Origin of the sequence: Flavobacterium sp. HJJ, assembly GCF_015351475.1 — a bacterium.
Classification (GTDB): Bacteria; Bacteroidota; Bacteroidia; order Flavobacteriales; family Flavobacteriaceae; genus Flavobacterium; species Flavobacterium marginilacus.
Map to the genome: position 1 here is coordinate 75111 of NZ_JADKPR010000001.1, position 26153 is coordinate 101263.

General features: G+C 36.1%; 21 protein-coding genes and 2 tRNA genes. 7 read left to right on the forward strand and 16 right to left on the reverse strand.

What is annotated here, in order from left to right:
• Positions 1-13: 13 nt before the first annotated feature.
• The 12 genes from IRZ80_RS00350 to IRZ80_RS00405 all read right to left on the reverse strand — a co-directional run bounded on the left by IRZ80_RS00350 (position 14) and on the right by IRZ80_RS00405 (position 9934).
• On the reverse strand, positions 14-442 hold the full coding sequence (locus tag IRZ80_RS00350; protein WP_194639078.1) for a hypothetical protein: 429 nt from the start codon (positions 440-442) through the stop codon (positions 14-16).
• 19 nt (positions 443-461) lie between these two features.
• A complete protein-coding gene (locus IRZ80_RS00355; RefSeq protein ID WP_194639087.1) occupies positions 462-1400 on the reverse strand; it encodes a multicopper oxidase domain-containing protein in 939 nt (312 codons plus the stop codon).
• Positions 1401-1617: 217 nt separating this feature from the next.
• Positions 1618-1764: a hypothetical protein gene (locus IRZ80_RS00360; RefSeq protein WP_194639089.1), complete on the reverse strand. Its 147-nt coding sequence runs from the start codon at positions 1762-1764 to the stop codon at positions 1618-1620.
• 123 nt (positions 1765-1887) lie between these two features.
• Positions 1888-1960 (reverse strand) — tRNA-Ser (locus IRZ80_RS00365).
• Between the two features lies 1 nt (position 1961).
• Positions 1962-2032: transfer RNA gene (locus tag IRZ80_RS00370), tRNA-Trp, on the reverse strand.
• 5 nt (positions 2033-2037) lie between these two features.
• Positions 2038-3408, reverse strand: a complete 1371-nt coding sequence (locus IRZ80_RS00375; RefSeq protein WP_194639091.1) for an SDR family oxidoreductase — start codon at positions 3406-3408, stop codon at positions 2038-2040.
• A 2-nt stretch (positions 3409-3410) separates the two neighbouring features.
• Positions 3411-4127, reverse strand: a complete 717-nt coding sequence (locus tag IRZ80_RS00380) for a DUF434 domain-containing protein (RefSeq protein WP_194639092.1) — start codon at positions 4125-4127, stop codon at positions 3411-3413.
• Between the two features lie 38 nt (positions 4128-4165).
• The gene (locus tag IRZ80_RS00385; RefSeq protein ID WP_194639094.1) at positions 4166-4696 is read right to left on the reverse strand and encodes a hypothetical protein; all 531 of its coding nucleotides are present in this window, start codon (positions 4694-4696) and stop codon (positions 4166-4168) included.
• Between the two features lie 89 nt (positions 4697-4785).
• Positions 4786-5598, reverse strand: a complete 813-nt coding sequence (locus IRZ80_RS00390; protein ID WP_194639096.1) for a hypothetical protein — start codon at positions 5596-5598, stop codon at positions 4786-4788.
• Positions 5599-5763: 165 nt separating this feature from the next.
• Complete coding sequence (locus tag IRZ80_RS00395) at positions 5764-7185, reverse strand: RtcB family protein (protein ID WP_194639098.1); 1422 nt, start codon at positions 7183-7185, stop codon at positions 5764-5766.
• A gap of 64 nt (positions 7186-7249) precedes the next feature.
• Positions 7250-7783, reverse strand: coding sequence for a hypothetical protein (locus IRZ80_RS00400; RefSeq protein ID WP_194639100.1), 534 nt, complete (start codon positions 7781-7783; stop codon positions 7250-7252).
• A 633-nt stretch (positions 7784-8416) separates the two neighbouring features.
• Positions 8417-9934: a TROVE domain-containing protein gene (locus tag IRZ80_RS00405; RefSeq protein ID WP_194639102.1), complete on the reverse strand. Its 1518-nt coding sequence runs from the start codon at positions 9932-9934 to the stop codon at positions 8417-8419.
• Positions 9935-10057: 123 nt separating this feature from the next.
• On the opposite strand from IRZ80_RS00405, the gene IRZ80_RS00410 reads away from it, so the two are divergent.
• Positions 10058-10672: a hypothetical protein gene (locus IRZ80_RS00410; RefSeq protein WP_194639104.1), complete on the forward strand. Its 615-nt coding sequence runs from the start codon at positions 10058-10060 to the stop codon at positions 10670-10672.
• Positions 10673-10729: 57 nt separating this feature from the next.
• Here the strand turns inward: IRZ80_RS00410 and IRZ80_RS00415 are convergent, their stop codons facing one another.
• Both IRZ80_RS00415 and IRZ80_RS00420 read right to left on the reverse strand, forming a co-directional pair.
• The gene (locus IRZ80_RS00415) at positions 10730-11731 is read right to left on the reverse strand and encodes a type IX secretion system membrane protein PorP/SprF (RefSeq protein WP_194639106.1); all 1002 of its coding nucleotides are present in this window, start codon (positions 11729-11731) and stop codon (positions 10730-10732) included.
• 17 nt (positions 11732-11748) lie between these two features.
• Positions 11749-16140: a PKD domain-containing protein gene (locus tag IRZ80_RS00420; RefSeq protein WP_194639116.1), complete on the reverse strand. Its 4392-nt coding sequence runs from the start codon at positions 16138-16140 to the stop codon at positions 11749-11751.
• A gap of 210 nt (positions 16141-16350) precedes the next feature.
• Here IRZ80_RS00420 and IRZ80_RS00425 point away from each other — a divergent pair, with 210 nt between their 5' ends.
• The 6 genes from IRZ80_RS00425 (at position 16351) to IRZ80_RS00450 (ending at position 24036) form a co-directional block, all read left to right on the forward strand.
• A complete protein-coding gene (locus IRZ80_RS00425) occupies positions 16351-17373 on the forward strand; it encodes a helix-turn-helix transcriptional regulator (protein WP_194639117.1) in 1023 nt (340 codons plus the stop codon).
• Positions 17374-17602: 229 nt separating this feature from the next.
• Positions 17603-18073 carry a MarR family winged helix-turn-helix transcriptional regulator gene (locus tag IRZ80_RS00430; RefSeq protein ID WP_194639127.1) on the forward strand — a complete coding sequence of 157 codons (471 nt, stop codon included), beginning with the start codon at positions 17603-17605 and terminating at the stop codon, positions 18071-18073.
• Positions 18074-18127: 54 nt separating this feature from the next.
• Positions 18128-20518, forward strand: a complete 2391-nt coding sequence (locus IRZ80_RS00435) for a 3-hydroxyacyl-CoA dehydrogenase/enoyl-CoA hydratase family protein (protein ID WP_194639129.1) — start codon at positions 18128-18130, stop codon at positions 20516-20518.
• 95 nt (positions 20519-20613) lie between these two features.
• Complete coding sequence (locus IRZ80_RS00440; protein ID WP_194639131.1) at positions 20614-21795, forward strand: acetyl-CoA C-acyltransferase; 1182 nt, start codon at positions 20614-20616, stop codon at positions 21793-21795.
• A gap of 44 nt (positions 21796-21839) precedes the next feature.
• On the forward strand, positions 21840-22205 hold the full coding sequence (locus IRZ80_RS00445) for a four helix bundle protein (RefSeq protein ID WP_194639133.1): 366 nt from the start codon (positions 21840-21842) through the stop codon (positions 22203-22205).
• Between the two features lie 40 nt (positions 22206-22245).
• The gene (locus IRZ80_RS00450; protein WP_194639137.1) at positions 22246-24036 is read left to right on the forward strand and encodes an acyl-CoA dehydrogenase family protein; all 1791 of its coding nucleotides are present in this window, start codon (positions 22246-22248) and stop codon (positions 24034-24036) included.
• Positions 24037-24144: 108 nt separating this feature from the next.
• On the opposite strand, the gene IRZ80_RS00455 is transcribed toward IRZ80_RS00450, so the two are convergent.
• The gene (locus IRZ80_RS00455; RefSeq protein ID WP_194639138.1) at positions 24145-25311 is read right to left on the reverse strand and encodes an FAD-dependent oxidoreductase; all 1167 of its coding nucleotides are present in this window, start codon (positions 25309-25311) and stop codon (positions 24145-24147) included.
• A 25-nt stretch (positions 25312-25336) separates the two neighbouring features.
• Entirely contained in the window at positions 25337-26089 is a 753-nt protein-coding gene (locus tag IRZ80_RS00460; protein ID WP_194639139.1) for a helix-turn-helix domain-containing protein, read from the reverse strand.
• Positions 26090-26153 lie beyond the last annotated feature (64 nt).

The following is a 26153-nucleotide window of genomic DNA, read 5'->3' on the forward strand; positions in this document are numbered from 1 at the left end:
TTGTTTATTGATATTAAAGAGCTTCTACCTGAAAGGTTAGAATTTGAGCATAATCAGGGTTCGCTTTATCGTAGATCTTAAACTTTACAGTACCGTTTCCAGTTTTATTGGATGGAATAACATGAATTGCAATAAATCCCTGCTGATCTGCATTGAGTTTTCTAAAAGCAGAACCTTGGGGAATTCCGATCTGACAGGCACCGTGCTGGCACATCGAGCAATCCCATTCTTTAGGAAAAGTATTCGATACCGTTTCCCAAACCAGATAAATAGGCTGATTGGAAATATTTTCGACTTTGATTTTAGAAATATCCAGTCGTTTGTTTTTTTGCACACTTTCTTTGTTTGTTGCGTTTCCTATAACACAAAAAGTAGGTTTGGTTTGTGCAAAAGCGAAAGAAAATGAAAGAAGAAGAATAAGGTAAAGTAGTCTTTTTTTCATGAGAAATGAGTTTAAATTATTAATAAAAGACAGGAATTGCCGCTTTGTAACTTGTTTTCTTTAAAGCGGGATTTATAAAACGATATTTGATTTTTTCTGTTTCTCCTGTATCGCCTAAATAAGCCAGCAGTTCGAAACATTCGCCTGGATGCAGTTTTAACTGATATCCTTTTGATACTGCTTTGATATTAAAATCTTTTCCATACAGTAAATGAAGTTTGGTCCGGGACGGAAACACAATTTCGTGTTCATACAAACCTGCATTTACTAACCGGAGCAAAAGCGTATCTTTTTTGTGCGCCAATGACTGTAAACCTTTATTTTTTGAGAACGTTTCTCCGTTAATCAGAAAATAATCAGGCTTGTATTTTGGAAGAATGACAGCTTTGTTTGAAGGATCATATTCGGTTCCCATAATGGTATCAGTGTGCCATTGTGAATCTAGTTCGTTACTGCACCACATTACTTCTTTTGAAGGTTTAACAGACGAATATTCATTTTCTTTAGGCCGAATAACAATTACACCAAACATCCCAGCCTGAAGATTGAAAGGATAATTTTCGGGACTGTAATACAAATAGGTTCCTGATTTTTTAGCCTGAAAGGAATAAAATCCGTGTTCCATATGATGAACGGCTTCTTTTACTTTCATGACCTCGTTTTCCTTATCATGCTGCACAAACTCAATTTCCTTACAGTATAATGAAACAGGATTTCCCTGCGAGATATTCCAAAAATCAATAAGGATACTATCGCCTTCTTTTATATCGATATAAGATCCCGGAAAAGTAATTTGTCCCGAAAGCGAATCGGCAAAACCAAAAGCCTGGATAACGGTATTATCCAGTTCCAATTTTCCTGTTGTTCTTCCGATGATTAATCTTTCGTTTTGGGAAAACAACAAAGCCCTAAAGAGTAAAAAAGAACAGACCCATATGATTTTATTGCGATTTTTCATTTCTAAACCTGAATTATTGTTCAATACCCTTGTTGCTATTGAAATTCAAATTTAGAACTATAAAAAATGAAAAGACTGCGTACAAACACCTGTTTTTGCAGTATAAATCCTAAAAATAATTCATCTCATTTTGGTTTTCGCCTGAATAAAATTAAGATTTCCTTGAAACTGAATTGGGCAATAACAAAAAAATCTCCCTTTTGGGAAGATTCTGCTTTTATGAATATAACTCTTCTCTGATTTTAATTAAAGTCTGAATTGCTTTTTCTTCATCCGGTTTTCCCGGCAAAGTCGAAGTTTGATACTGCTTTTCGATGGAAGCGATTAAATTATCCGCCATTTCAAGTAAATCATCATATTCCATGTTTCCTGCTTTCCTAATATAAATCCTCCTCCTAAAAAGATCTGCAATTTTTCCACTTTTGTTTTATATCACTCCAAAATTAAGTATTGGAACTGTCCAAGAATCAAATATAAACATTAATAAAAGGGTGTGCCTGGACTCGAACCTGCACTTTCAGTTTAGCAAACTGTTGTTCTTCCAATTGAACTAACACCCTAGTGGACAGTTGGGACTCGAACCCAAAACTTTTCCGGTGGTTGGAATGTTTTTCCAATTAAACTACTATCCAAAATTTTACCAAGAGGAGATTTTATAGTTTTTCAATAAGACCCCAAAGATACTTTTTCCATTGATTCCCTGAACTATCGGATCAAAAATCCTGCTGGCTCCATCAACAGAATCCAATGGAGGAATATATCCTTCTTCAAATTGTTTTTTTCTTAAACTTTCTTTTGCTCCTGTCGAAATCCAGCCAACATCTACACTTGTCATAAAAATAGAATCAATAGCAAATTCTTTTGCCGAAGTTAATGTCATCATATTCAGCGCTGCTTTGGTCATATTTGTATGCGGATGAAAAATCGTTTTATTGGTATAACTAAATATACCCTCAGATGAAGTAACATTTATAATAAAACATTCTTTAAACTTTGAATTTAAAAATAACGGTTTCAGTTCTTTTATCAAAAAGTAAGGCGCAATTTGATTAATTAGGTTTACCTCAACGAGTTCGTACATACTGATTTCCTCAAGAGTTGAATTCCAACTTGTTTTTTCACGATTGTCAACGGGCTGTCCGAAACGGGAAAGCGCTATTTCTGTCTTTTCTACATATCCATATTCGAGAGCTTTTACTTCTGATGCAACAGGTGTTTTATTGGAGATCAGCTTTGTATTTTGTGAAAACTTAACTAACAGTTTTCCTTCTTTCCTGATTAACGGTCTGTAATATTCATTTGGATATTTAATAGTTTGTGCCGCATTGTTTATCAGAATATCCAAAGTGTCGAATTTGGATTTGTAAAACGATATAAACTCATTTATGGCATTTAAATTTCGTAAATCCAGTCCGTAAATAATCAGGCTGTCTTTCCATTGCTCAAAATCATTTTCCTGTTTAAACTGTTCCAGAGCAAGTGCCGGAAAACGGGTTGTCAATACAACATTGGCTTTATTTCTTACTAATTTTAAAGCTGTGGCAAAGCCTACTTTTACACGTCCTCCAGTCAAAATTACATTTCGTCCCACTAAATCAATATTCTGAAAACGTTTTTCATAATTTTCTTCGGCACATTCTGGACAGAGTCGCGTGTAAAAACTATGCGCCAGTTTATATGAACGATTACAGGCGTAACAGTTTTTTGGGAGATTTAATTCGGTAAACTGCTGTTCGTCCGGATTTTCTTTTTCTGCAAATAACGTTTCGCCGTTTAATGCCCTGAAAACTGATGAAGAACTTAGGTTTACCTTAAAGTCTTGCTCCTTTTTTGAAGTATAACTTGTACTTCGGATATTCTTTTTTGCATTTTTGTGAATCTTCGTAATCAATCCAGCAAACAAATCATTATCCGGATTATTAAACGGGTTATCTTTTAAGGTCAGTAAAACCTTTACACAAGTTTTCCATTCTTCATCACTAAAAGCATAATTGCTATTTTCTTTCATTTTTATTCACAAGAGATTATGGTTTCATGTATATTTAACTGTACCAAAACATATTTCATCAAATTAAAGTTGGCGGAAGCATTATCCAAAATCCAAGCGTCTGAAGTTACCGCTATGTAATTACTTTCAGCTATTACCTTATCGGGATTGTTTACTAATTGCAATTCCCAATTTAAATTATTGTTTAAAGCAATTTCTTCTATCATTTGTTTTAATTTTCCACTGTTTGAAACAGGTTTGTCAAATAACCAAAGTGCCTTTTTAATTTTTTCATTTCTAAAAAAATCTCCAATCAATACAATAGCCTCAGAAGTTTGTTTTACTTTTTTATAAGTTCCATACACACTTGACAAATCTCGGATAAAACCGTCTTGTCCTTTAAAAACATAGGCATTTGATAAAATACTTTCAAGTAAAATCAGAACATTAAATCCATCAAAACAAATCTCTTTTCCTTCCAGATCCTGACTTTCAATTTCTTTTGCTTTTCGGTCATCAATCTGTTTTTGAGAAGCACTCATTCCACGAATCGCTTGTTGCTGCCGAGCATTTAAACGATAACGGTTTCCTACTAATGCTAATGTCGATTTTTCGCCATAACCTCGGCTTAAAAAATAATGCATATCTGTCACAGCTTCTTTTAATTTGAACTGCATTTTCTCAGTTCCAAACAAAGCGTCATCGCTAGCTTCTTTTCCTCGGTTTTTGAGATTTGTCATTGATAAAATTTTTCTATTTCAATTGAGACCTAAATATTTTAATTTCTAGGATTATTTGTTAACCACCATTTAGCCTTTTCCATAACTTTTTGTTCAATATTACTAATATTTACTCCTCTATACCAGTAATCAGCATCATATTTCATATCAAGCCAAATTTCACTAAGAACACCAAAATCAAGCTCTTCGTCTGGATGTGTTTTTCGACCATCTCCATCACAGAATATTGAAGCATAGAATGAATTTGTTTCCACATCTTCTCCTTTTACAACTTTATTAAAATGATACCGTGCATAACATATTTCAGCTTCATCATTATACTTTTCTTTTAAATTTAGTTCTAAAAAAGTACGCTTTAAATAAAGCATAATTTCATCAGGATTAATGGGCTTATAAAAAGTAGCTAAGGTATAAAGAGCTTCATTCTCACATCCTAAATTGATTAATTGTATTGCCCAATCTTCAATTGAATCAAAATCAATAAATTCGACAAAATCAAATCGTTGCATAAATTTAATTGACAATATATAATCTGTGAGTATCTCGAAATCTTCATTTTCTTGTTCCATAGCTGTTTTTTCTGTAAATTCATATTAAATTTTTAGAATTTTAAATTCCAAAAAAGCCCATAGCAGTCCTAGTCATTTTTTCTACCACTTTATCCAAAAAAATCCGAAACCAAACGCTGTTTGAATCGGTCAATGGGTTTCAGATCAACATTGGTATCACCATTGAAAATATCAAATGGATCATCCAGACCGCTAATCAGTAAATACAGATAACAAAATATAAACGTTATGGCCGAGGTCACTAGATAGTCGGCAGACGGGCTTTTGAATTTGGTAATCAGCAAAAGCGACATCACTATAAACAGAATGCTTTGGAGCAAAGTGTACGCTGGCTTTATGAAGTTGTTTCTCGAAATCGAGTAGGCACGCGTGAGCTGTTTTCGCATGGCATTGGTATTTTCCTGAATGCCTTTTATGGCTTCTTTATCGACACCTCTTTCGGCAAAATAATAGGCAATTTCATTGGACTTACGAATCAGCGGAAAAATCACTGTAGAATCTTTTCCACTGGAATAAATCCATGAAATAATACCATCGGTAATCGCAAGCATTTCCTTACGCAGCAAAGTACTGTTTAATTCTTCTTTACACAAATCAGTAGTTCCTGTTCTTGGTGCTCTGAAAGCAAGGTAAATCCAGTCTTTGATCGCTTCCAGATTTGAAGCTACTTCGCCCGGTATTTTTTCACTTTCCTTAAAATCAGTCATCGTTGCGGCCAATAATAACCCGAACACAAAAAACGCTCCCGTAAAAATAATCGTAATATCCGAAAGTTCGATTAAGTCATGAAAATCCTGCCCGCAAAGCGAAAGATGCTTGAAAATAAAATTTTTGATTCCCAATATGGCTAATGCTGCAATAAATGACTTTAGGATTATAGTTCTGTTGGATATAAACTTCATGGATTTGTTTTTTTAGCAAAGTAAGAAAAATAAACAAACCTCTTACTTATTTTTTTTCAAAAACCCAGCTGTTTTCCCAACTTAAACTACCAAGATTACTTAGGAATTAGAACTTTTCTAATTAACTCAAAAACCTAACAGGTTTTTGAAACCTGTTAGGTTAACTTAATCCTCCCTGCTCCCGTCATCAGCCATTCTTACCATTTTTGGCGTAAACTTGGCGACTACGTCAACCAAATCCTGCTGTGCTTCCATCACTTGATTGATATCTTTGTATGCCATTGGTGCTTCGTCAAGACCGGCACCAATAAGAGTAACTCCGTGATCATTCAAGATGGTCTGCATTTCGGTTTGGGTAATGCTTTTAATCGCCTGCGTACGGCTCATTTGTCTTCCTGCTCCATGCGAAGCTGAATTGATAGCATTCCCCTCGCCTTTTCCTCTCACCAAAAATCCCGGAGCTGTCATACTTCCCGGAATGATTCCCATCACGCCTTTTCCGGCTGGAGTAGCACCTTTTCTATGTACAATCACTTCTTCACCGTTCCAGATTTCTTTCCAGGCAAAATTATGGTGGTTTTCTACTTTAGCTAAAATCGCAACACCCAAAGCTTTCTCCATTTTGTTGTGAATAATCTCGTGACAAGCCGAGGCGTAATCACCAGCCAAATTCATCGCCATCCAATATTCCTGACCTAATTGGGAGTTCATATCCAAGTAGGCTAAATTTCTAGCTGCTTCTGGAAGTTTACAAACGTCTTTAGCAATTTTGGTATAATGTCCTGCAATTGTTGCCCCCATTCCGCGCGAACCGGAGTGTGTCAATAATGCCACGTATTTTCCTTTTGGGATATTTAAAATCGTATCGTCTTTTGCAAATTCCATAATTCCGAACTCAACAAAATGATTTCCCCCGCCGGAAGATCCTAATTGCGACCAAGCTTTGTCTTTTAAATTCTGTACAAACGGGGTCATATTAAAAATATCATTCTCCAAAACCGCATGATCTGATTTGTATTGACCATGAAATCCATGACCTGCCCCAAACTTGGAATGTGCGATTAATTCTCTTTTAAATTTAGCCTCATTTTCAAAGTAAAAATCCTCTGGAATATCGTAAACCGACAAAGCCATTCTGCACCCAATATCGACTCCAACTCCATACGGAATAATCGCGTTTTTAGTTGCCAAAACACCTCCTATCGGCAGTCCGTAACCTTGATGTGCATCGGGCATTAAAGCTCCGGCAACGGTAACGGGCAGTTTCATTGCAACTTCCATCTGCTTTCTGGCACCATCTTCAATATGATCTAATCCGTAAGCCGAATAGGCATTCGGATTTTGATTTAAAGCAATGAAATCTTCCGGTTTTTCATTTGATTTTTCGATTAAAGCAACAGCCAATTTACTGAACACTTTATCGTCCATGTAATTTTCCGGAGCTTCTAAGACGTTTTTAAAATTTGTAATCATTTCGTCTCTTGTAAATCCGTTTCTTTTACTGTTTATTTTTAAGGCAATCCCAATTATTTTTCCTTCAGGAAATCCTAATTCTATTATATCTGTACCGTTTATTTGTGTTTTCATTGTTTGTCTCATTTTGATAGTACAAAGGTTGTTTAGCACTGCGCAGTTATTTTGCGTAGATAAATTAAAACCTTAAAAAATCATTTTTAAAAAATTCTATCAAATTATTACCATATACAATTATATCAGCCCCCATAACTGAAATAACGGGTGAAAGATATTTATTTCTAAAAACTACTATAGCTCTATGATGGTAAATTGGGATATAACCAATTATTTGAGAAACATCAAATCCAGCTTCAGTTAAAGCTTCTTCCACATAAATCTTGAATGTATTTATGTCTTCAACAAGCCATTTTGACTTTTCAATATCTCTGGAATACTGATAGAAAAAATTGTCAAATCTTATTTCATCTTCTCTGTCTGGATCAAGAGAAACTTCTTCTGTATCTAATCCACTAATATTTAAAAGCATTTCTCTGTAATCCCAAGGAAAATCAAATCCAAAAATTGTTTCTAATTTATCAATTTCTTTTCTACTGATACCTTTTAAAAACTTAGTATTTGGCTGTATTTGAAAACCATAAAAATCATTTTGAAGTTTTTTCTTTTCAAATATTTTTTCAGCTTTATATTTTATTTCTTTGAAAGTCTTCATTTAAGGCATTTTTTTTAATTAAATAATTATAAGAGGTAACATTTAAGAATGGTTTAAATTTCATTTGGATCGAAGGAACCATTTCCTGACGACACTCTTTTTTTAAGAGCAATAGCTTATAAGTGGCAATTTAGGACTTGAACCTAATAAAATCAACCAACGAAGTAGCACTTTATAAACGGCATCTTATAAATTTGAAAAAGTAACAATTAGCAAGAGCTTTTGATTCCTTAAACGAAGTAACTCTAGGCACACGACATTTTTCAGTTTTAAAAAGAAGTAAAAAGCAATAAGAGAAACGGGGCTTGTCTTGCCAGAGTCGAACTGGATAACCTTGCTGCTTTTACAGCTTCGCTATTCCTCCCCAAATTTGAGACGAAGTAACTCTTATTTACGACATTCTTTTTTATTTTAAAAATAAGGCAATAGTCAAAAAGTGACATTTCCTGCTCTAACCGCTGAGCTACATTTTCATGATTACACAAAAATGGAGAGATTCGAACTCCCGACCTGGGCGTTAAAAAGGCGAAGTAACACTTAATTACGGCACTTATTTTTTTGTTTTCAATGAGCTTATTTTTTTACAAAGATTTAAATACTGCTGCGCAATTATTCTGCGCAGCAGTATTTAATTTACAATTCTATTCGGTTTATATAATTCAAAGCACTGCCTTTATCTTCTAAAGCATGCAGTACATCAAACACTTTGTCTGACCAGCCGGCTATTAAATAAACATCATTTTTCTGAATATTTATTGGCACTTGACCGTAACCAGCCAAATCAAACAGATACAATTTAGCATTCGGAGCTATTTTTTTGTAATTCTCCCAAGACTTGCTAAAAGTATGATTAGTCTGGTTGCTGTTCCACATTTGAACATCGGTAAACAGCATTACTTTATCTGTAATTTGTTTTCGTTTAATCAAATCTTCCAAAACCAAATGACCATTGGTAGCATAACCAACTTCACCTTCGCGTTTGTAGTATTCGTTTACATTTGACAATACATTACGTTTTGACATATTGATTATTTTCCAGGTATCACCAAACATACCGCTCACCACATTCTGACAGCGGTTTTGCATCAGCATACCCAGCATCAAACCGATATCGTAAAGCATTACTTTGCTTTTTGGCGAAATCGCTTTTTGCATTGAACCAGAAACGTCACAGGCAATCACAACCGAAGTATTGATATCAAAACCTTTTATGTTTCGGGCGCTTATCATTACGGCATCTTCCAAAGCATCTAAAACCATAGTAGTATACTTGAAGTTCAATTCTTTCACTTCACGGTAAGCTGCTAAAAATCGGAAAGGCAATTGTTTTGAATTCAAAACTGCTTTTTCATTCGAAAGATACTCACAAACTTTCATTAGATGAAAACCTGAAACATTGGCTTCCAATATATTTCGCAGATTACGCATCAAAGCCATATAGCCTACTTTATTGCTGTCGATCAATTCCTCCCATTTTTGAGTGAATGCCTTTTGTTTTTCCGCTTCATTCGAGTATTTAAACTGACCCAATTGTGACAGCTCAGTTTCCCAAGTATAAGGTGTTTCCAAAGTATCGTTTACTATTTTATTAAACAATTCCTGCTGTGCATCGTCTTTTGCTTTTGGATGAACCAAAAACAAAGCATCTTTTAATTTAACAGCACCATCACGGTTGTATTTTGCAAACTGATATTCATCAAATTTATTAAAAGAAACTGCCAAACCTTTCTGTATTTGTTTAGACAGACGGTTCAATTTCTTAACACCATTTCGGTCATTCGCCATTTGGTAATAAGCCAAAAGTTCAGTTATTTCATCGGCACGCTGAATTACGTATGTGATCATTTTGCTGATTAACGAATCACCTGAATATATTTTGGCCAATTCTACTACCAAAACTAACGGAACCGAACGCATGTGCATTTCGTTACGTGCATAAACCGCAAGCTTGGCAACAAATACCGGATTGCATTTTTGGATCAAAGTTTTTATTCGCTCCAAACGTGTAGTATCATTTTCATAAAACGAAGCATTCAAACTAGTTGTCACAACTGCTGCATACAATTCATATTCTGCTGTTAATGGAAAAGCTTTTGCATTTTCGTGATTAACTATAGTAGTTTTTTCTTTTGATAAAAAATTGAATTTCATAATTTCTGGTTTTTAAAATTAGACAATTGGTTATTGTTTTATTTCTTGAGCAAAGATTTCAAACCTACTGCGCAATTATTTTTCGCAGTAAAAAAAGAATTTTAAATTTGAGGAAAAAACAAGATGAATTTGAAGAAAATTTACAGCGATTTACTTCTAAATATTGGTTTTAACGAAAAGGAAAATCAGCAAAACTGGTCCGATTTAGAAAAGGCATATTCCAAAAAATCAAGGCATTACCACAATCTAACTCATTTAGAAGAGATGATTGAATGTTTCGAAACCTATTCTGAAAGGCTTCAAAATCCGAATGAAATATTATTTTCAATTTTTTATCATGATTTTATTTATTCAAGTTCAAAAAAGGATAATGAACTGAAAAGCGCTGAATTTGCTTTGTCTATTTTGCCTGAAAATGCAAAACTTGATAAACAGCTTATTTTTGATGCCATCTGTGCGACACAGCTACATGCGCACAATTCGGCTGAAGATGTCAATTGGTTAATCGATTTTGATTTGAAAATCTTAGCGAAGGATTGGAACGACTATAAAATCTATTTTGAACAGATTAGAAAAGAATACCGCATTTATCCTGATTTTCTCTACAAACCTGGTCGTGCAAAAGCTTTGAAACATTTTTTGGAAAATGAATTTATTTTTCAAACCAATGAATTCAGGAGTTTATATGAAGATCAAGCAAGACGAAATATTGAAAAGGAGATTTCTTTATTAATTTAAATTATAAACCCGACAGAGTTTAAAAACCTGTCGGGTTAAAAATATAGTGCAAACCTGTTATTTGCCTGAATAATTAGGACAGCCAAAGCATTTCTTGGTCAAATCAAACTGGTAAGATAATGAGACTTCATATATACCGCCGGTTCTTCCTATTTTAGCTGTGTTTATATCGTAAGAAAGTCCCAGTTTTAAGTGTTCGTATTGCAAACCAGTTAAAAGATTGATAGATGTAAGCAAATCACCGTTGATTCCGTTTTTGGCTGGATTTGTTACTGCTGTCGCTCCAAAAAATATTTTTTCGAACAGAACTGAAGCTCCAAGATCAAATCGGTTATAGCGTCCTTGCTGCATATAATTTGAGGTTACAAAAAACTTGGTTTCGTATGGAAGGAGTACAACATCTATGTAATCAATAACCAAAAATTCATATCCTGCACTAAGCGAAAAAAAGGTATTTAAAGGTACATTTCCTTCTGAACTGAATGAAATATTGGGTCTGTTGAGATGTTTCATTGATAATCCAATCCAGATTTGATCTGTATTGAATACCATTCCGGCAGACATATCAAAAAACGTCGTTTTTCTGTTTAGTAACATTGGATCCATAGAACTGGTATTAATAGCTCCAGTTCTAATGTTGATTTGGTCCTCAAGTAATAAATTTTGAAATGCAAAAGATTTCATTCCTAATCCAGCTTCTATCGCCGGTCTAAAGTACCAGTCGTCATTTAATCGCACACGATAGGCATAACTACCGTTTATTTGCGAAAAATTGTAATTGGTTACATTTTCTCTTTGGTTTAAAAAACTAATTCCGAAACCGCTGTTGAGTCTTTCGCTCCACGTATTAACAGAAGCATAATCGGTATCTATTTTAAGGTCTAAATCCGGCCATTGTTCTCTATGAAGGATACCTATAGATGTAGTTTCTGTAAATCCAATAAATCCTGAATTTAAGGTTTCGGGTACTAAGAAATATTGTGTAAAAATTGGATCCTGAGCTCTTGCCTGTAAAAAAAAGCAGCTTGTGATTAGTATAAAAAATAGTTTTAATTTCATTTTGTGATTCGTGCTGCTTATTTAATTAATGTGAATGCGCCTTTTTCTACAACGGTATGATTGTAGAAAGTTTTCAGGGTAATTTTATAGTAGTAATTCCCATTTTCTGCATCTATATCTTTAATTCTTCCGTTCCATCCTCTAATGTTTGTTCCAGTTTCTGAATATATTACAGCACCCCAAGTATCAAATACGTCAAGTGTTATGTCAGATAATCCTAAAAATACAGGAGCAAATGTGTCATTATAGCCATCATTATTTGGCGTAAAGGCGTTTGGCATGATAAGGCTGTATCCTTTTTCGACTTTTATTGTTGTTGAATACGAATACTGACAGCCAAATGGATAAGTAACTGTTTGTTTGATAGTATATGTTCCTACACGAGTATAAATGTGCTGCGGATTTTCTTCATCTGAAAAATTTCCATCTCCAAAATCCCATGAAACCAATGTAAAGTCGCCAGTTGCCAGATTGGTAAATTTTATTGGATCATAAATAGAATACAAATCATACATGTCTTTTCCATATGATCCTACTGAGAAATTCGCAGTACCCAAAACAGGTATATTGACATTGTATGCTACATCTGCTTTACATCCAAAACTATCTGTTACAGTAAATATAACAAGACCTTTATTGTCGGTATTCATGATTTCATTATTAGCTCCAGAAACCACTCCATCTGACCAGCTTAAAGTATATGGCGGAATTCCACCTTTTACGTGTCCAATAAAAGTTTGTTTTACATATTTGGTTTCACAATTATGATCCGTTATTACTTCTATTGAAGGCGTGAGCTGATCAAATCGGGTAATTGTCCAGGTATCAGATTGTTTACAGCCATTAGCATCTGTTACAACGACAGTATATTTGCCCGGAACAAGGTTTACTAAATCTTCTGTTTTAGCACCATTCGACCAACTGTAAGTATAAGGCTGAGTACCTCCGGTTACAACCAGATTGATTGCTCCGTTATCGGCTCTTGCGCAATCTAAAGTGTTAGAAACTTTTCCTTTTACTTCAAGCAGTAAAGGTTCTACAATTGTAAAAGATTCTTTTATAACACAATTTTTAGCATCGGTAATAGTTACCGAATATTTTCCCTGTCCCAAATTATTTCTTTCTATTCCCGCTGTTGCATCATCATCCCAAACCAGACGAACAGGAGCTTTACCTCCAACTAGATTTAAACGTATGTGCGCATCTTTCTGACCAAAACAAGAAATCTGCTTCACATCTGGTTTTATTGTAAATACTGGCGCATTATCAATAACAATCGTGAACACTTTTGGACAGCCTAATGCATCTGTAATACTGATTACATAAGTTCCTGCCGATAAATTATTCTGTACACGTCCGGATCCTAAATTACTCCATTTTATAATGTACGGTTCTCCTGTTGCAAATGGAACTCCTCCTGTAATATTATTTATAGTTATCGATGCATCGGCATAGTTATAACACGCTATTTCTGTTTTTGTATAATCTAATTTTATTTCATCATTTTGAAGTAAAATCACCTGTAATTGATCTGTACAGCCTGAATTATCTGTTACTGTTAAATTATAAGTTCCCGCTGCTAAATTTCTTGGATTTTTAACTGTACTTCTATATCCGTTTGGTCCTGTCCAATTGTATCGGTAATTGAAAACTCCCGGAGATATTTCTGTTACTCTTCCACCAGTTGTAGTAATATTTATTTCTCCTGTCGAATATCCATAACATAAAATATCAACCTGGCTAACATAAGACAGCTTTAATAAAGGCGGTTCGATAATTCTAAAACTTTTGTTTAAGACATCACAATTGTTGACTTCGGTAATAGTTACATTATAATCACCGGGTCCAAGATTAGACGGATTCCCTTTATTAGCACTATAAGGATTTCCATCTTTTGTCCATACGTATGTATAAGGCTGTGTACCGCCAGATACTGAAACATTAATTCTTCCGTCATTTAATCCAAAACAAGTCACATCACTTTTAGATTCTCCAACAACTTGAAATTTTCCGGGTTCACTAACATAATAGCTCCTAGTAAAAGGACATCTTCCGTTATCAATAACTCTCAGATTATAATATCCTTGTTTTAAATTAGAAATATTTTGGTCAGTACTTACAAATCCGTCTGGACCGGTCCATGAAAAAGTATACGGATTTCCTGTCGCAAAAGGAATACCTCCAGCTACAGAAATGGTAATACTACCATCGTTTGAACCAAAACAAGTTCCTGTTTTTATGGTTTCAACTACTTTAATTAATGGATCAACAGTTACGGTAATTGTAAAATCCGGTCCAGGACAAACTGTAGAAATTGGCGAAACCGTATAGGTTACAGTCGCTGGTGTGTTAGTATTATTAGTCAGAGTTTGTGAAATATTTGTTCTTGGTGATGTTTGTGCACTAGCGCCGCTTACCGTACCCGCAGGAGAAACAACTGGAGCTGACCAAACATACGTTGTTCCTGATGGTACATTATCCGTTCCGTTTGTAACTGGTGTAACCTGAAAAGTATTTCCGCTGCAAATTTGTACCGTTTTGGGTGATATAATTGGTGATAAAACCGTATTAACCGAAAAGTTAGCCGTTTTAGTTGTAGTACCACAGCTGTTTGTTACACTAAAAATAGCCTGATAATTACCACTTGTGGTATAGTTAATAGATCCCGGATCCAGCGATGTAGAAGTAGAAGGTGTTCCGCCTGGAAAACTCCACAAATAAGTAATTTCACTAGCAGGAGAACAGGTTTGTTCCACTTTTGCAACTGGTTTAATTGTAGCTGAATTACAAAAATCAGATATTGGTTCAAGTGTAATAACCGGCGGTTTTTTTACATCAATTGTTTTAGTAATTGACCTTTCAATTCCACATGAATTTGTGGTAGTCAATCTTACGTAATACGTTCCCGGCATGGTGAAATTAAAAACCGGATCTTTTGAATTGTAATACGTATTATTGGCAAAATTCCATTGCCCTCTGTTTAATCCCGGCACTGCCTCTTTACCACAAAAGCCTTCTACATAATAGGTAACTTCCCAATAGTATCTTTCGGTACCGCATCCCAAACTCGTATCAGTCGTATTAGTTATCTGAAGATTGGTTGAAGCACAAGCATTTCCAAAAGTAAAATTTGGTTCTAGAATTGGTTCCACACAAATTGTTCTTGTTGTAGAAGCTCCTATACCACAGGGTGTTTGCGCAGAAAGCTTAATTGTATAAGTTCCCGGTCTTGTATATACATGCGAAGGATTGACTTCTCTTGACACTGGAGTTCCGTCTCCAAAATCCCAAGTATAAACATTATAAGTGCTGCAATCATTTGTGTATCCAGCAATTGTTGTATTAAAAAACTGCGCATAAGTATTGGCACAAATAATATTGTTCACATTAAAACTTATTCTAGGCACATCTAAAATAATAATAGGTCCGGCTGTTAAATAAGTACTTCCGCAAGATGTTGTTATAGTTAAACGAACTGTATTTCCTGACGGACAATTAAATCGCGTAAAAGTATGAGGAATAGGAAAATTTTGTGAAGCCTGAGGATTTAAGCTATTATAATAAACAGAACTTTCCAGCTGAGCTTGAGTATAACTAATAGCTGTACCGTCACCATAATCAACATAATATCTTGTATCTGAAGGATTAAGTCCCCATGATCCAATAGCAAAATCCATAGGCTGAACCGGCGTACATAAATTAGTCGTATTTCCCGGTGCAATAAGCGCTCCCAACGGGTTATTCGAATTTTTAACTACATAAGTAATAGCATTACTGCATGTATTTGTACCCAAAGCCGTGATGACCATATTAAAAGCACCTAATCTTTGATACTCATGAGTTTTTGGAAACGTAACATTTGTTTCTGAATTTCCATCGCCCCAATCTACATTGTAGGAAGTAATACACCCAACTGAATTTGAAGCATTTCCGATATTAATCGTATATTTTGGATTTGAATTGTTATCCCCGCATCGCTCAAATGGTTTATTCGATCCCGGAGCATTTAAATCTGTAAACTTTAAATCTGGCTTTTGTTTTACATCGACCGTTTTGGTTACAGTATTCGTTTCTCCGTTAGCATCAGTTACGGTTAGTTTTACACTAAAACTTTGTACCCCGCAGCCAAGTGCAGTAAAGCTGTGACTTGGTGTTGTATTCGTAGAACTGCTTCCGTCTCCAAAATCCCATTTATAAGTAAAAGGTGCGGCGCCGGATACCGTTGCATTAAAAGTTACAGGCGTTCCAGAACAAGCATTGTTATTAGTAAAAACAAAATCTATTGTTGGAGGAACAACCCAATTCGTAAATGTTTCAGGAGGTAAATTATTTTTTTTGGAAGTAAAAGAATAAACCGAAGTAGTAATTAATAAAATAAGGTTTAGTTGCAGAAAGTAAAGTTTCCCCATTATGGTGTTTTTCAGGTTGAGGCGGTAAATGTATATGATTTTTTTTAACAAAAAAATAGTACAAATACTCATTTCTGTAAAATGTTAAATTTAATCTACGCAATCGTATTACGCAGTAAATCAAAAATTGTATTTTTAACTCTGATTAATTTATTTCTGTCATGATTTATTTTCTAAAATAAATTTCATTGCCATAAAAATTGTAAAAATATGTCACAAAATAAAAATGCCTTAATCCGTTACAAAACAATTGACAAATGCCTGCAGAATCGCTACAGGCAATGGACTTTGGAGGATTTAATCGAATGCTGTTCGGAAGCGCTATTTGAATACGAAGGACGCGACAACCCAATCAGCAAACGAACCATTCAGATGGATATTCAGCTGATGCGGAGCGAAAAACTAGGTTATAATGCGCCAATTGTTGTTTATGATAAAAAGTTTTATAAATATGAAGACGAAGATTTTTCGATAACAGATATTCCGCTGACGGAAACAGACATGAATGTTTTGACCGAAACGGTTTCGATGCTGAAACAGTTTAAGGATTTCTCTTTGTTTAATGATGTTTCGGATATTTTACAGCGTTTGGAAGATAAAATCTACGCCGAAAAATCGCATACACAGCCTGTGATTCATTTGGATAAAAACGAGCATTTGAAAGGGCTGCATTTTCTGGAAGAAATCTATCAGGCGATTGTAAAAAAAGTGGTTTTGGTGATTACTTATAAATCATTTAAATCGGCTGAAGAAAAGGTTTTCGACTTTCATCCCTTTATTTTGAAAGAGTTTAATAACCGCTGGTTTTTGATCGGAAAAAGAAAGGAAAACCAGCCGATTACAAATCTCGCGCTCGACCGAATCATTTCGATTGATTACAATTTGAATCTGCCATACTTGGAACAAAAATTCAATCCTGAACTCTATTATAAAAACGTGGTCGGCGTTACTGTAAACACAGGTTTACAGCCAAGACGCATCGAACTCTGGATTGATGCCAATAATGCTCCTTATGTTATTACAAAACCTTTACATTCTTCCCAGCGATTGATTAAAGAAAATGAAGACGGCAGTATTATTGTCCATCTTTTTGTAATACAAAATTATGAATTGGAACGCATTTTATTAGGTTTTGGCGACAGCCTGGAAGTGCTTAGCCCCGAACATTTGCGCAACCGCATGAAATCAATTCTCCAAAAAGGATTGCTGCGTTACGAAAGTGATCCAGATTAATAAGGATTTTTCAATTATCCCAAATGAATATTTTCGAACTTTTTATTTAAAGCTCAATTAGCAGTGTTTTTTGCTTTTTACAAAAAATACAAGGCATGCATAATATTTACTCAGCACCTTATTTTAAAGGACTTTTTTATCTATATTTATAAAAAATAAAAAAAAGAGATAAAATATTATGCGTGCATAGTATTTTTTTTATTACATTTGAAATCGATATAGTAGCACTATGAAAAACAAAACAATAGATTATATCCTAAGAGCAACTTGGCAGGCCGTATCCAGAATGTACAACGAAGAGGCCAATAAATATGATGCAACAATGGCAACCGGATTTGCTTTATTAAGCATCGACAGAGAAGAAGGAACACCTTCGACGGCATTGGGTCCAAGAATGGGGATGGAAGCGACAAGCCTGACCAGAACCTTAAAATCGATGGAGGAAAAAGGATTGATTATCCGAAAGAAAAACCCGGAAGACGGCAGAGGTGTTTTGATTTACCTGACCGATTTTGGGAAAGAAAAAAGAGAGCTTTCAAAGAATACTGTTTTGAAATTTAATGACTCTGTAAGACAGCATGTCTCAGAAGAAAAAATAAATAATTTCATAGAAGTAGCGGAAATTATCAACGAACTGATTCAGAATAAAGACATATTCAACCAAACAGAAAACAGTAATGATGAAATCACCAAGCCTTAAAAATTAATGGAGAATGGCGATAACATATTTACAAAATTTAAATAGTAACATTATATGAAACGCAGCATTAAAAAAGTAGCAGTAATCGGATCCGGAATCATGGGTTCAGGGATTGCCTGTCATTTTGCCAACATTGGGGTTGAAGTTTTGCTTTTGGACATAATTCCAAACGCGCTTACTGATGCTGAAACCAAAAAAGGACTGACGCTTGAAAGCAAAATTGTCCGCAACCGTGTAGTAAACGACCACTTGGCTAATTCATTAAAATCGAAGCCCTCTCCTATTTACAGCCAAAAATTCGCCAGCCGAATCACAACTGGAAACACAACAGATGATATGGCCAAGATTGCCAATGCTGACTGGATTATCGAAGTGGTTGTGGAGCGTCTGGACATCAAAAAAATAGTTTTTGAGCAAATCGACCAATTCAGAAAACCGGGAACTTTGGTAACATCTAATACTTCGGGTATTCCAATTCATTTTATGAGCGAAGGACGAAGCGATGATTTCCAAAAACATTTCTGCGGTACACACTTTTTTAACCCAGCGCGTTACTTAAAATTATTTGAAATTATTCCGGGACCACAGACTTCTGCAGATGTTTTGGATTTCTTAACCACATACGGAGAAAAATTCTTAGGCAAAACTTCGGTTGTTGCCAAAGACACTCCGGCATTTATCGGAAACCGTATTGGTATTTACGGAATCCAGAGTTTGTTCCACTTGGTGAAAGAATTGGGATTAACCATTGAAGAAGTTGACAAATTGACTGGACCAGTTATTGGCCGTCCAAAATCAGCTACTTTCAGAACTGTCGATGTGGTTGGACTGGATACTTTGGTACATGTTGCTAATGGAATCTACGAAAACTGCCCTGCAGACGAGCAGCACGAATTGTTCAAACTTCCAGATTTTATCAGCAAAATGATGGAAAACAAATGGTACGGAAGCAAAACAGGTCAAGGTTTCTACAAAAAAGCAGACAAAGACATTCTTTCTTTGGACTTAGATACTTTGGAATACCGAACTGCCAAAAAAGCTTCTTTTGCCACTTTGGAATTAACAAAAACAATAGACAAACCCATCAATAGATTCAAGGTTTTGGTTAAAGGAAAAGATAAAGCAGGCGAATTCTACAGAAAGAGTTTCGCTGGAATGTTTGCTTATGTTTCCAACCGTATTCCTGAAATCTCAGATGAATTATATAAAATTGATGATGCGATGAAAGCTGGTTTTGGATGGGAAAATGGTCCGTTCGAAATTTGGGATGCTATTGGTGTTGCCAATGGAATCGAAATCATGAAAGCCGAAGGTCTTGAGCCTGCAGTTTGGGTTACCGAAATGCTTGCTTCCGGAAGTACTAGTTTTTATACTGTAAAAGAAGGAGCCACATATTTCTATAATATTCAGACAAAATCACAGACAAAAGTACCGGGACAAGATTCTTTTATCATTCTGAACAACATTCGCGAAAGCAAAAAAGTTTGGAGCAACAGTGGTGCAATTATTCAGGATTTGGGAGACGGAATTCTAAACTTGGAATTCCAATCCAAAATGAATACTATTGGCGGTGATGTACTTCAAGCAATTAATAAAGCGATAGATTTATCTGAAAAAGAATACCAAGGTCTGGTTATTGGAAACCAGGCAGCTAATTTCTCTGTTGGAGCCAATATCGGAATGATTTTCATGATGGCTGTTGAACAGGAATATGACGAGTTAAATATGGCGATCAAAATGTTCCAAGACACGATGATGCGTGTTCGTTATTCTTCAATTCCAGTTGTTGTAGCGCCTCACGGAATGACTTTTGGAGGCGGATGCGAAATGAGTCTGCACGCTGACAAAGTAGTTGCTGCAGCAGAAACCTATATGGGATTGGTTGAATTTGGCGTTGGGGTTATTCCAGGCGGCGGCGGATCCAAAGAAATGGCTTTGAGAGCTTCTGATTTATTCCGCAAAAATGATGTGGAATTGAATGTACTGCAGGAATATTTCTTAACAATCGCAATGGCAAAAGTATCGACTTCCGGTTACGAAGCTTTTGACACCGGACTTTTACAGCATGGTAAAGATATTATCGTAGTAAACAAAGACCGTCAGATTGCCGAAGCCAAAAAACATGCTTTATTAATGGCAGAAGCAGGTTACACACAGCCTATCCGCAGAACCGATGTGAAGGTTTTAGGGAAACAGGCTTTAGGAATGTTCTTAGTGGGAACTGACCAGATGGAAGCTGGAAAATACATTTCTGAACACGACAAGAAAATTGCTAACAAACTGGCTTACGTTATGGCTGGAGGTGATTTATCCGAATCTACTTTGGTATCTGAGCAGTATTTACTGGATATCGAAAGAGAAGCTTTCTTATCACTTTGTACCGAAAGAAAAACATTGGAAAGAATTCAGTATATGTTAACTAAAGGGAAACCGCTTCGTAATTAGAAAATAGAAGCTAGAGCCAAGAGAAAAGACAAAACTCTGTTTTGAAATCTTGCTTCTTGCATCTTTCTTCTAATAATCTTAAAAAAGAAAAAAAAATGAAAACAGCATACATAGTTAAAGCATATAGAACGGCAGTTGGAAAAGCACCAAAAGGACTTTTTAGATTCAAAAGACCTGATGAATTAGCTGCTGAAACCATTCAGTACATGATGAATGAACTGCCTGATTTTGACAAAACGCGTATTGACGACGTTATGGTTGGAAACGCCATGCCGGAAGCAGAACAAGGTTTAAATGTAGGACGTTTAATCTCTCTGATGGGATTAAAAGTAAATGATGTACCTGGTGTTACTGTGAACCGTTATTGTGCATCGGGTCTGGAAACTATCGGAATGGCAACTGCCAAAATCCAGTCGGGAATGGCGCACTGTATCATTGCCGGCGGTGCCGAAAGTATGAGTTATATCCCGATGGGAGGTTACAAACCTACTCCGGATTACGCTGTCGCAAAAGCGGGACACGAAGATTACTACTGGGGAATGGGTCTCACATCCGAAGCGGTGGCTAAACAGTTCAATATTTCACGTGCAGATCAGGATGAATTTGCTTTTCAATCACACAACAAAGCCCTGAAAGCACAGGCTGAAGGTAAATTCGACAAACAGATTGTGCCTATTACAGTTGAGCAGACTTTCATTAATGAAAATGGCAAAAAAGAAACCAAATCATACGTTGTAAACAAAGACGAAGGACCAAGAGCAGGAACTTCACTGGAAGCATTAGCGGGTCTTAGAGCTGTTTTTGCTGCTGACGGAAGTGTAACTGCAGGTAACTCTTCGCAAATGAGTGACGGTGCCGCTTTTGTACTGGTGATGAGCGAAGAAATGGTAAAAGAATTAAACCTTCAGCCTATCGCCCGATTAGTAAACTTTGCATCTGCCGGTGTTGAACCAAGAATTATGGGAATCGGCCCTGTAAAAGCGATTCCGAAAGCATTGAAACAGGCCGGACTGACTCTAAATGATATCGAATTAATCGAATTGAACGAAGCTTTTGCATCACAGGCTTTGGCCGTTACCCGTGAACTGAATCTGAACCCAGATATTATCAATGTAAATGGAGGAGCGATTGCCCTAGGTCACCCGCTGGGCTGTACCGGAGCTAAACTTTCTGTTCAATTATTCGACGAAATGAAACGCAGAGGTAACAAATACGGTATCGTGAGTATGTGTGTGGGAACCGGACAGGGAAGTGCGGGGGTTTTTGAAGTTTTGTAAAAAAGAAAAAAGAGCAAAGAGGCAAGAAAAAAGAATTAAAACTTATGAGACACAACTTTAAGAATTTGAAAATTTGGCTTTTAGCAATGGAAATTACTAACGATATATATAAGCTAACTTCAACTTTTCCAAAATCAGAAACTTATAGTTTGTCTAGTCAAATGAATCGATGTTCGGTCTCAATGCCTTCAAATATTGCAGAAGGATCAAATAGAGGAAATAAACATTTTCAACATTATTTGAATATCAGCTTAGGCTCTTCATTTGAGCTGCAGACACAATTATTAATAGCTTACCAAAACGACTATTTATCAAAAGAAAAAACAGAAGCAATAGAAAATAAAATAATTGAATTTCAAAAGATGACAACAGGTTTCATAAGCAAGTTAGATAACAATCTTTCTTCTTGATTCTTTCATCTTTCATCTTAACAAAAAAAAAATAAAAGTCATGAGCGACAAAACAAGAGGTGGTCAATTCATCGTAAAAGAAACAAAATGTGAAGACATCTTCACCCCAGAGGATTTCAACGAAGAGCAGCTGATGATGCGTGACTCTGTAAAAGAATTTGTGGACAAAGAAATTTGGCCGAACAAAAACCGTTTTGAAAATAAAGATTATGCTTTTACCGAAGAATCCATGCGCAAAGCCGGAGATCTTGGTTTCTTGAGCGTAGCTGTACCTGAAGCTTATGGCGGAATGGGAATGGGATTTGTCAATACCGTTTTGGTTTGTGACTATATTTCGGGAGCAACGGGTTCATTCTCTACAGCTTTTGGAGCTCACACCGGAATCGGGACAATGCCAATTACGCTTTACGGAACAGAAGAACAAAAACAAAAATACGTACCAAAATTAGCTACAGGCGAATGGTTTGGTGCTTATTGCCTTACTGAACCAGGAGCCGGATCAGATGCTAATTCTGGAAAAACCAAAGCGGTTCTGTCTGAAGACGGAACACATTATAAAATTACAGGACAAAAAATGTGGATCTCTAATGCCGGGTTCTGTTCTCTTTTCATCGTTTTTGCACGTATTGAAGACGATAAAAACATCACAGGATTCATTTTGGAAAACACAGCCGATAACGGAATTTCATTTGGCGAAGAAGAGCATAAATTAGGGATCCGTGCCTCCTCTACCCGTCAGGTGTTTTTCAATGAAACAAAAGTTCCAGTTGAAAACATGCTTTCTGAAAGAGGAAACGGTTTTAAAATAGCAATGAATGCTTTAAACGTTGGCCGTATCAAATTGGCTGCTGCCTGTCTGGACGCACAGCGAAGAGTTATCACAGGAGCTGTTCATTATTCTAATGAAAGAATCCAGTTCAACACTGCGATTTCACAATTCGGAGCTATCCGTTCTAAACTGGCAGAGATGGCGGCTTCCTGCTATGCAGGTGAAAGTGCTACCTATCGTGCAGCAAAAGACATTGAAGACAGAATCATTGCCCGCGAGACTGATGGTGTTTCGCACCAAGAGTCAGAATTGAAAGGAGTTGAAGAATATGCTATCGAATGTTCTATCCTAAAAGTGGCCGTTTCCGAAGATGTTCAAAATTGTGCTGACGAAGGAATCCAAATCTTCGGCGGAATGGGATTCTCTGAAGATACTCCCATGGAAAGTGCCTGGAGAGACGCCCGTATTGCCCGTATCTACGAAGGAACAAATGAAATCAACAGAATGCTTTCAGTGGGAATGTTAATCAAAAAAGCCATGAAAGGCCATGTTGATTTACTTGGACCAGCTTCCAAAGTACAGGAAGAATTAATGGGAATTCCGTCATTTGACACTCCTGATTATTCTGAACTGTTTGCTGAAGAAAAAGAAATGATCGGCAAACTGAAAAAAGCATTCTTAATGGTTGCTGGCGGAGCAGTTCAAAAATATGGTCCGGATTTAGAAGGACACCAGCAGTTACTGATGGCAGCTTCGAATATTTTAATCGAAATCTATATGGCCGAAAGTGCAATTTTGAGAACCGAAAAGCTAGCCAAATCAAATGGTGCTGACAAAGTAAAAGAACAAATCGCTATGGCGCAATTGTACTTGTACCAAGCCGTTGACATCGTTACTCAAAAAGGAAAAGAAAGCATAATTTCTTTTGCCGAAGGCGATGAACAGCGCATGATGCTAATGGGATTACGCCGTTACACAAAATACACCAACATGCCGAATGTTGTTGGTTTGAGGGAAACGATTACCTCAAAACTAGTTGCTGATAATGCTTACTCTTTCTAATATTTAAACTCTCTTTTAGTTTTTTATTTGTAAAAAGCCGCGTTTGTCCCTGAATGACAAAGCGGCTTTTTTATGCAAATTATTTTTTATGACTATACACTAAGCTTTCTATTTTTGATGATTTCCAAAAAAATCAAGCATTATTTCCAACGCATTTTCTGAGTGCATTCTCTCACCATTTTCAAGAGATTCCTGAGCTTTTGCAGAAGCTCTTTCTCTCATGTCCGTTTCATAAACAGTAATTGCTTCCTGCAGAGAATCGTATTCATTTGAAGTTAAACATCTGCTCATTTCCAAAGCATCACGCATCGCCGCATTCACTCCCTCACCTGCAAACGGAGGCATCACATGCGCTGCATCCCCGAGCATTGTCATGTTCGGCATGCTTTCCCATGTTTGATCCAATGGCATGCAATAAATTGGACGGGGAACAAACGGAGTTACAGCACTTTCAAATAATTCATGCCAAACATCGCTCCACTCTGAATATTCTTTTTTGAACCAATCCAGCATCTGTGATTTATCCGAATAGTTCAAACCATTATTTACAGCCCATTTTTCATCGGTTTTGAAACTTGCATAGAAACCAATTTCGCCATTGTCTTTTTGTCCCATCAATAAATCCTTCCCGTTTCCAAAAGCCATAATTTTTCCGCCATTCAGCAGCGCATTTATTTTTGGAGCAGTTTCTCCTGCATTATAAATATTACCTTCCAGCATGGTAACTCCCGAGTAAAAAGCTTTTATGTCGGTAATATAAGGCCTGATTTTAGAATTAGCTCCATCAGCAGCAACGACAACGTCGGCATAAACCGATTTATTATTTTTGAAATGCAGTAACCAACCGTCGTTTTGAGTTTCCATTAAAAGAAAATGACTGTCCCAAACAACTGTTTCTGGTTCCAGCGATTCAAGTAATATTCTTCGTAATGCTCCCCTGCTTATTTCCGGACGAAAATGTTCCTGCCCAAAATTCTCTTCAGGTTTAGCTTCATGATCGCTGAAAAAAACCGCAGCCTGTTCATTCATAATCTGCAGACGGTCTGCACCGGGCATGTAATTCTTTTTGAATTCATTCAGCAGACCAGCTTCGGTGATAGCTGCCAATCCGGATTCTTCATGCAGATCAAGCGGTGAGCCCTGAACGCGGGCATCTTTATTGATATCCCTTTCGTATACATTTACATTTACTCCTTTCAACTGAAGGAGTTTTGCAAGTGTCAATCCTCCTGGGCCACCGCCAATAATTGCGATTTTTTTATTTTGTAACAGCATAATTTTTAAATTTTATGCAGCAAAATTACTTCGCGTGATAGACCAAAAATTGTAAAAATCGGTCATTTTGATTTTTGAACAATTCTTTTGGGGAAACTCCCGAAAGTTTTTTGATTTCTTTTATAAAATGGGACTGATCGGTAAAATTGAGCTGCGGTGAAAGTTTACCATCTTTGATATGATGCAGCGAAGCCTGAAAACGTAAAATACTGCAATACGTTTTCAATGAAATCCCCAGCTGCTGATTGAAATACCGGTTGATCTGGCGCTCGCCCCAGGAAACTTTTTTGGATAAATCTTTAATATTCACTTCCCCATCAGCAGCAAAAATTAATTCAAACAATTGAAGTTTTTTTGAGTCAATTATATTGGATAATAACGATTTAATTTTTTGCGAAACTTTTTTACAGAAAGCATCGAAATCATCCAGATCATGAATACCAAAACCCCAAAAATCATTTGGCATTTCTTTACCGCTGTCTACAAATTCGGCAATAGATTCATGAAAAACATATTCTAAAGCAAGCGGATTAAAACTGACAGCAAAAAAAGTTTCTATATTTAATTTTGGCATTGGTTTTGGCTTTGTCTCCAACCCCATAAGTACAATTTGAAAACGATTGTCAGCTGTTTTACAAAACAGCAGATCAATTTTTCCATTGGGAACAATTACTCCTCCAGTAAAATTTGACAGATTCTGCAGGGATGAATAGCAGTATACAAAGTCAGAAAGTGACGAATCTGGTTTATTAATAGTATAGCGAAGGGCATTATTCATTTTTGAGCATTTAAAAGCAGTTCATTTAAGACTGTCAAACTGCTTTTTACTAGTTTCTTATCAC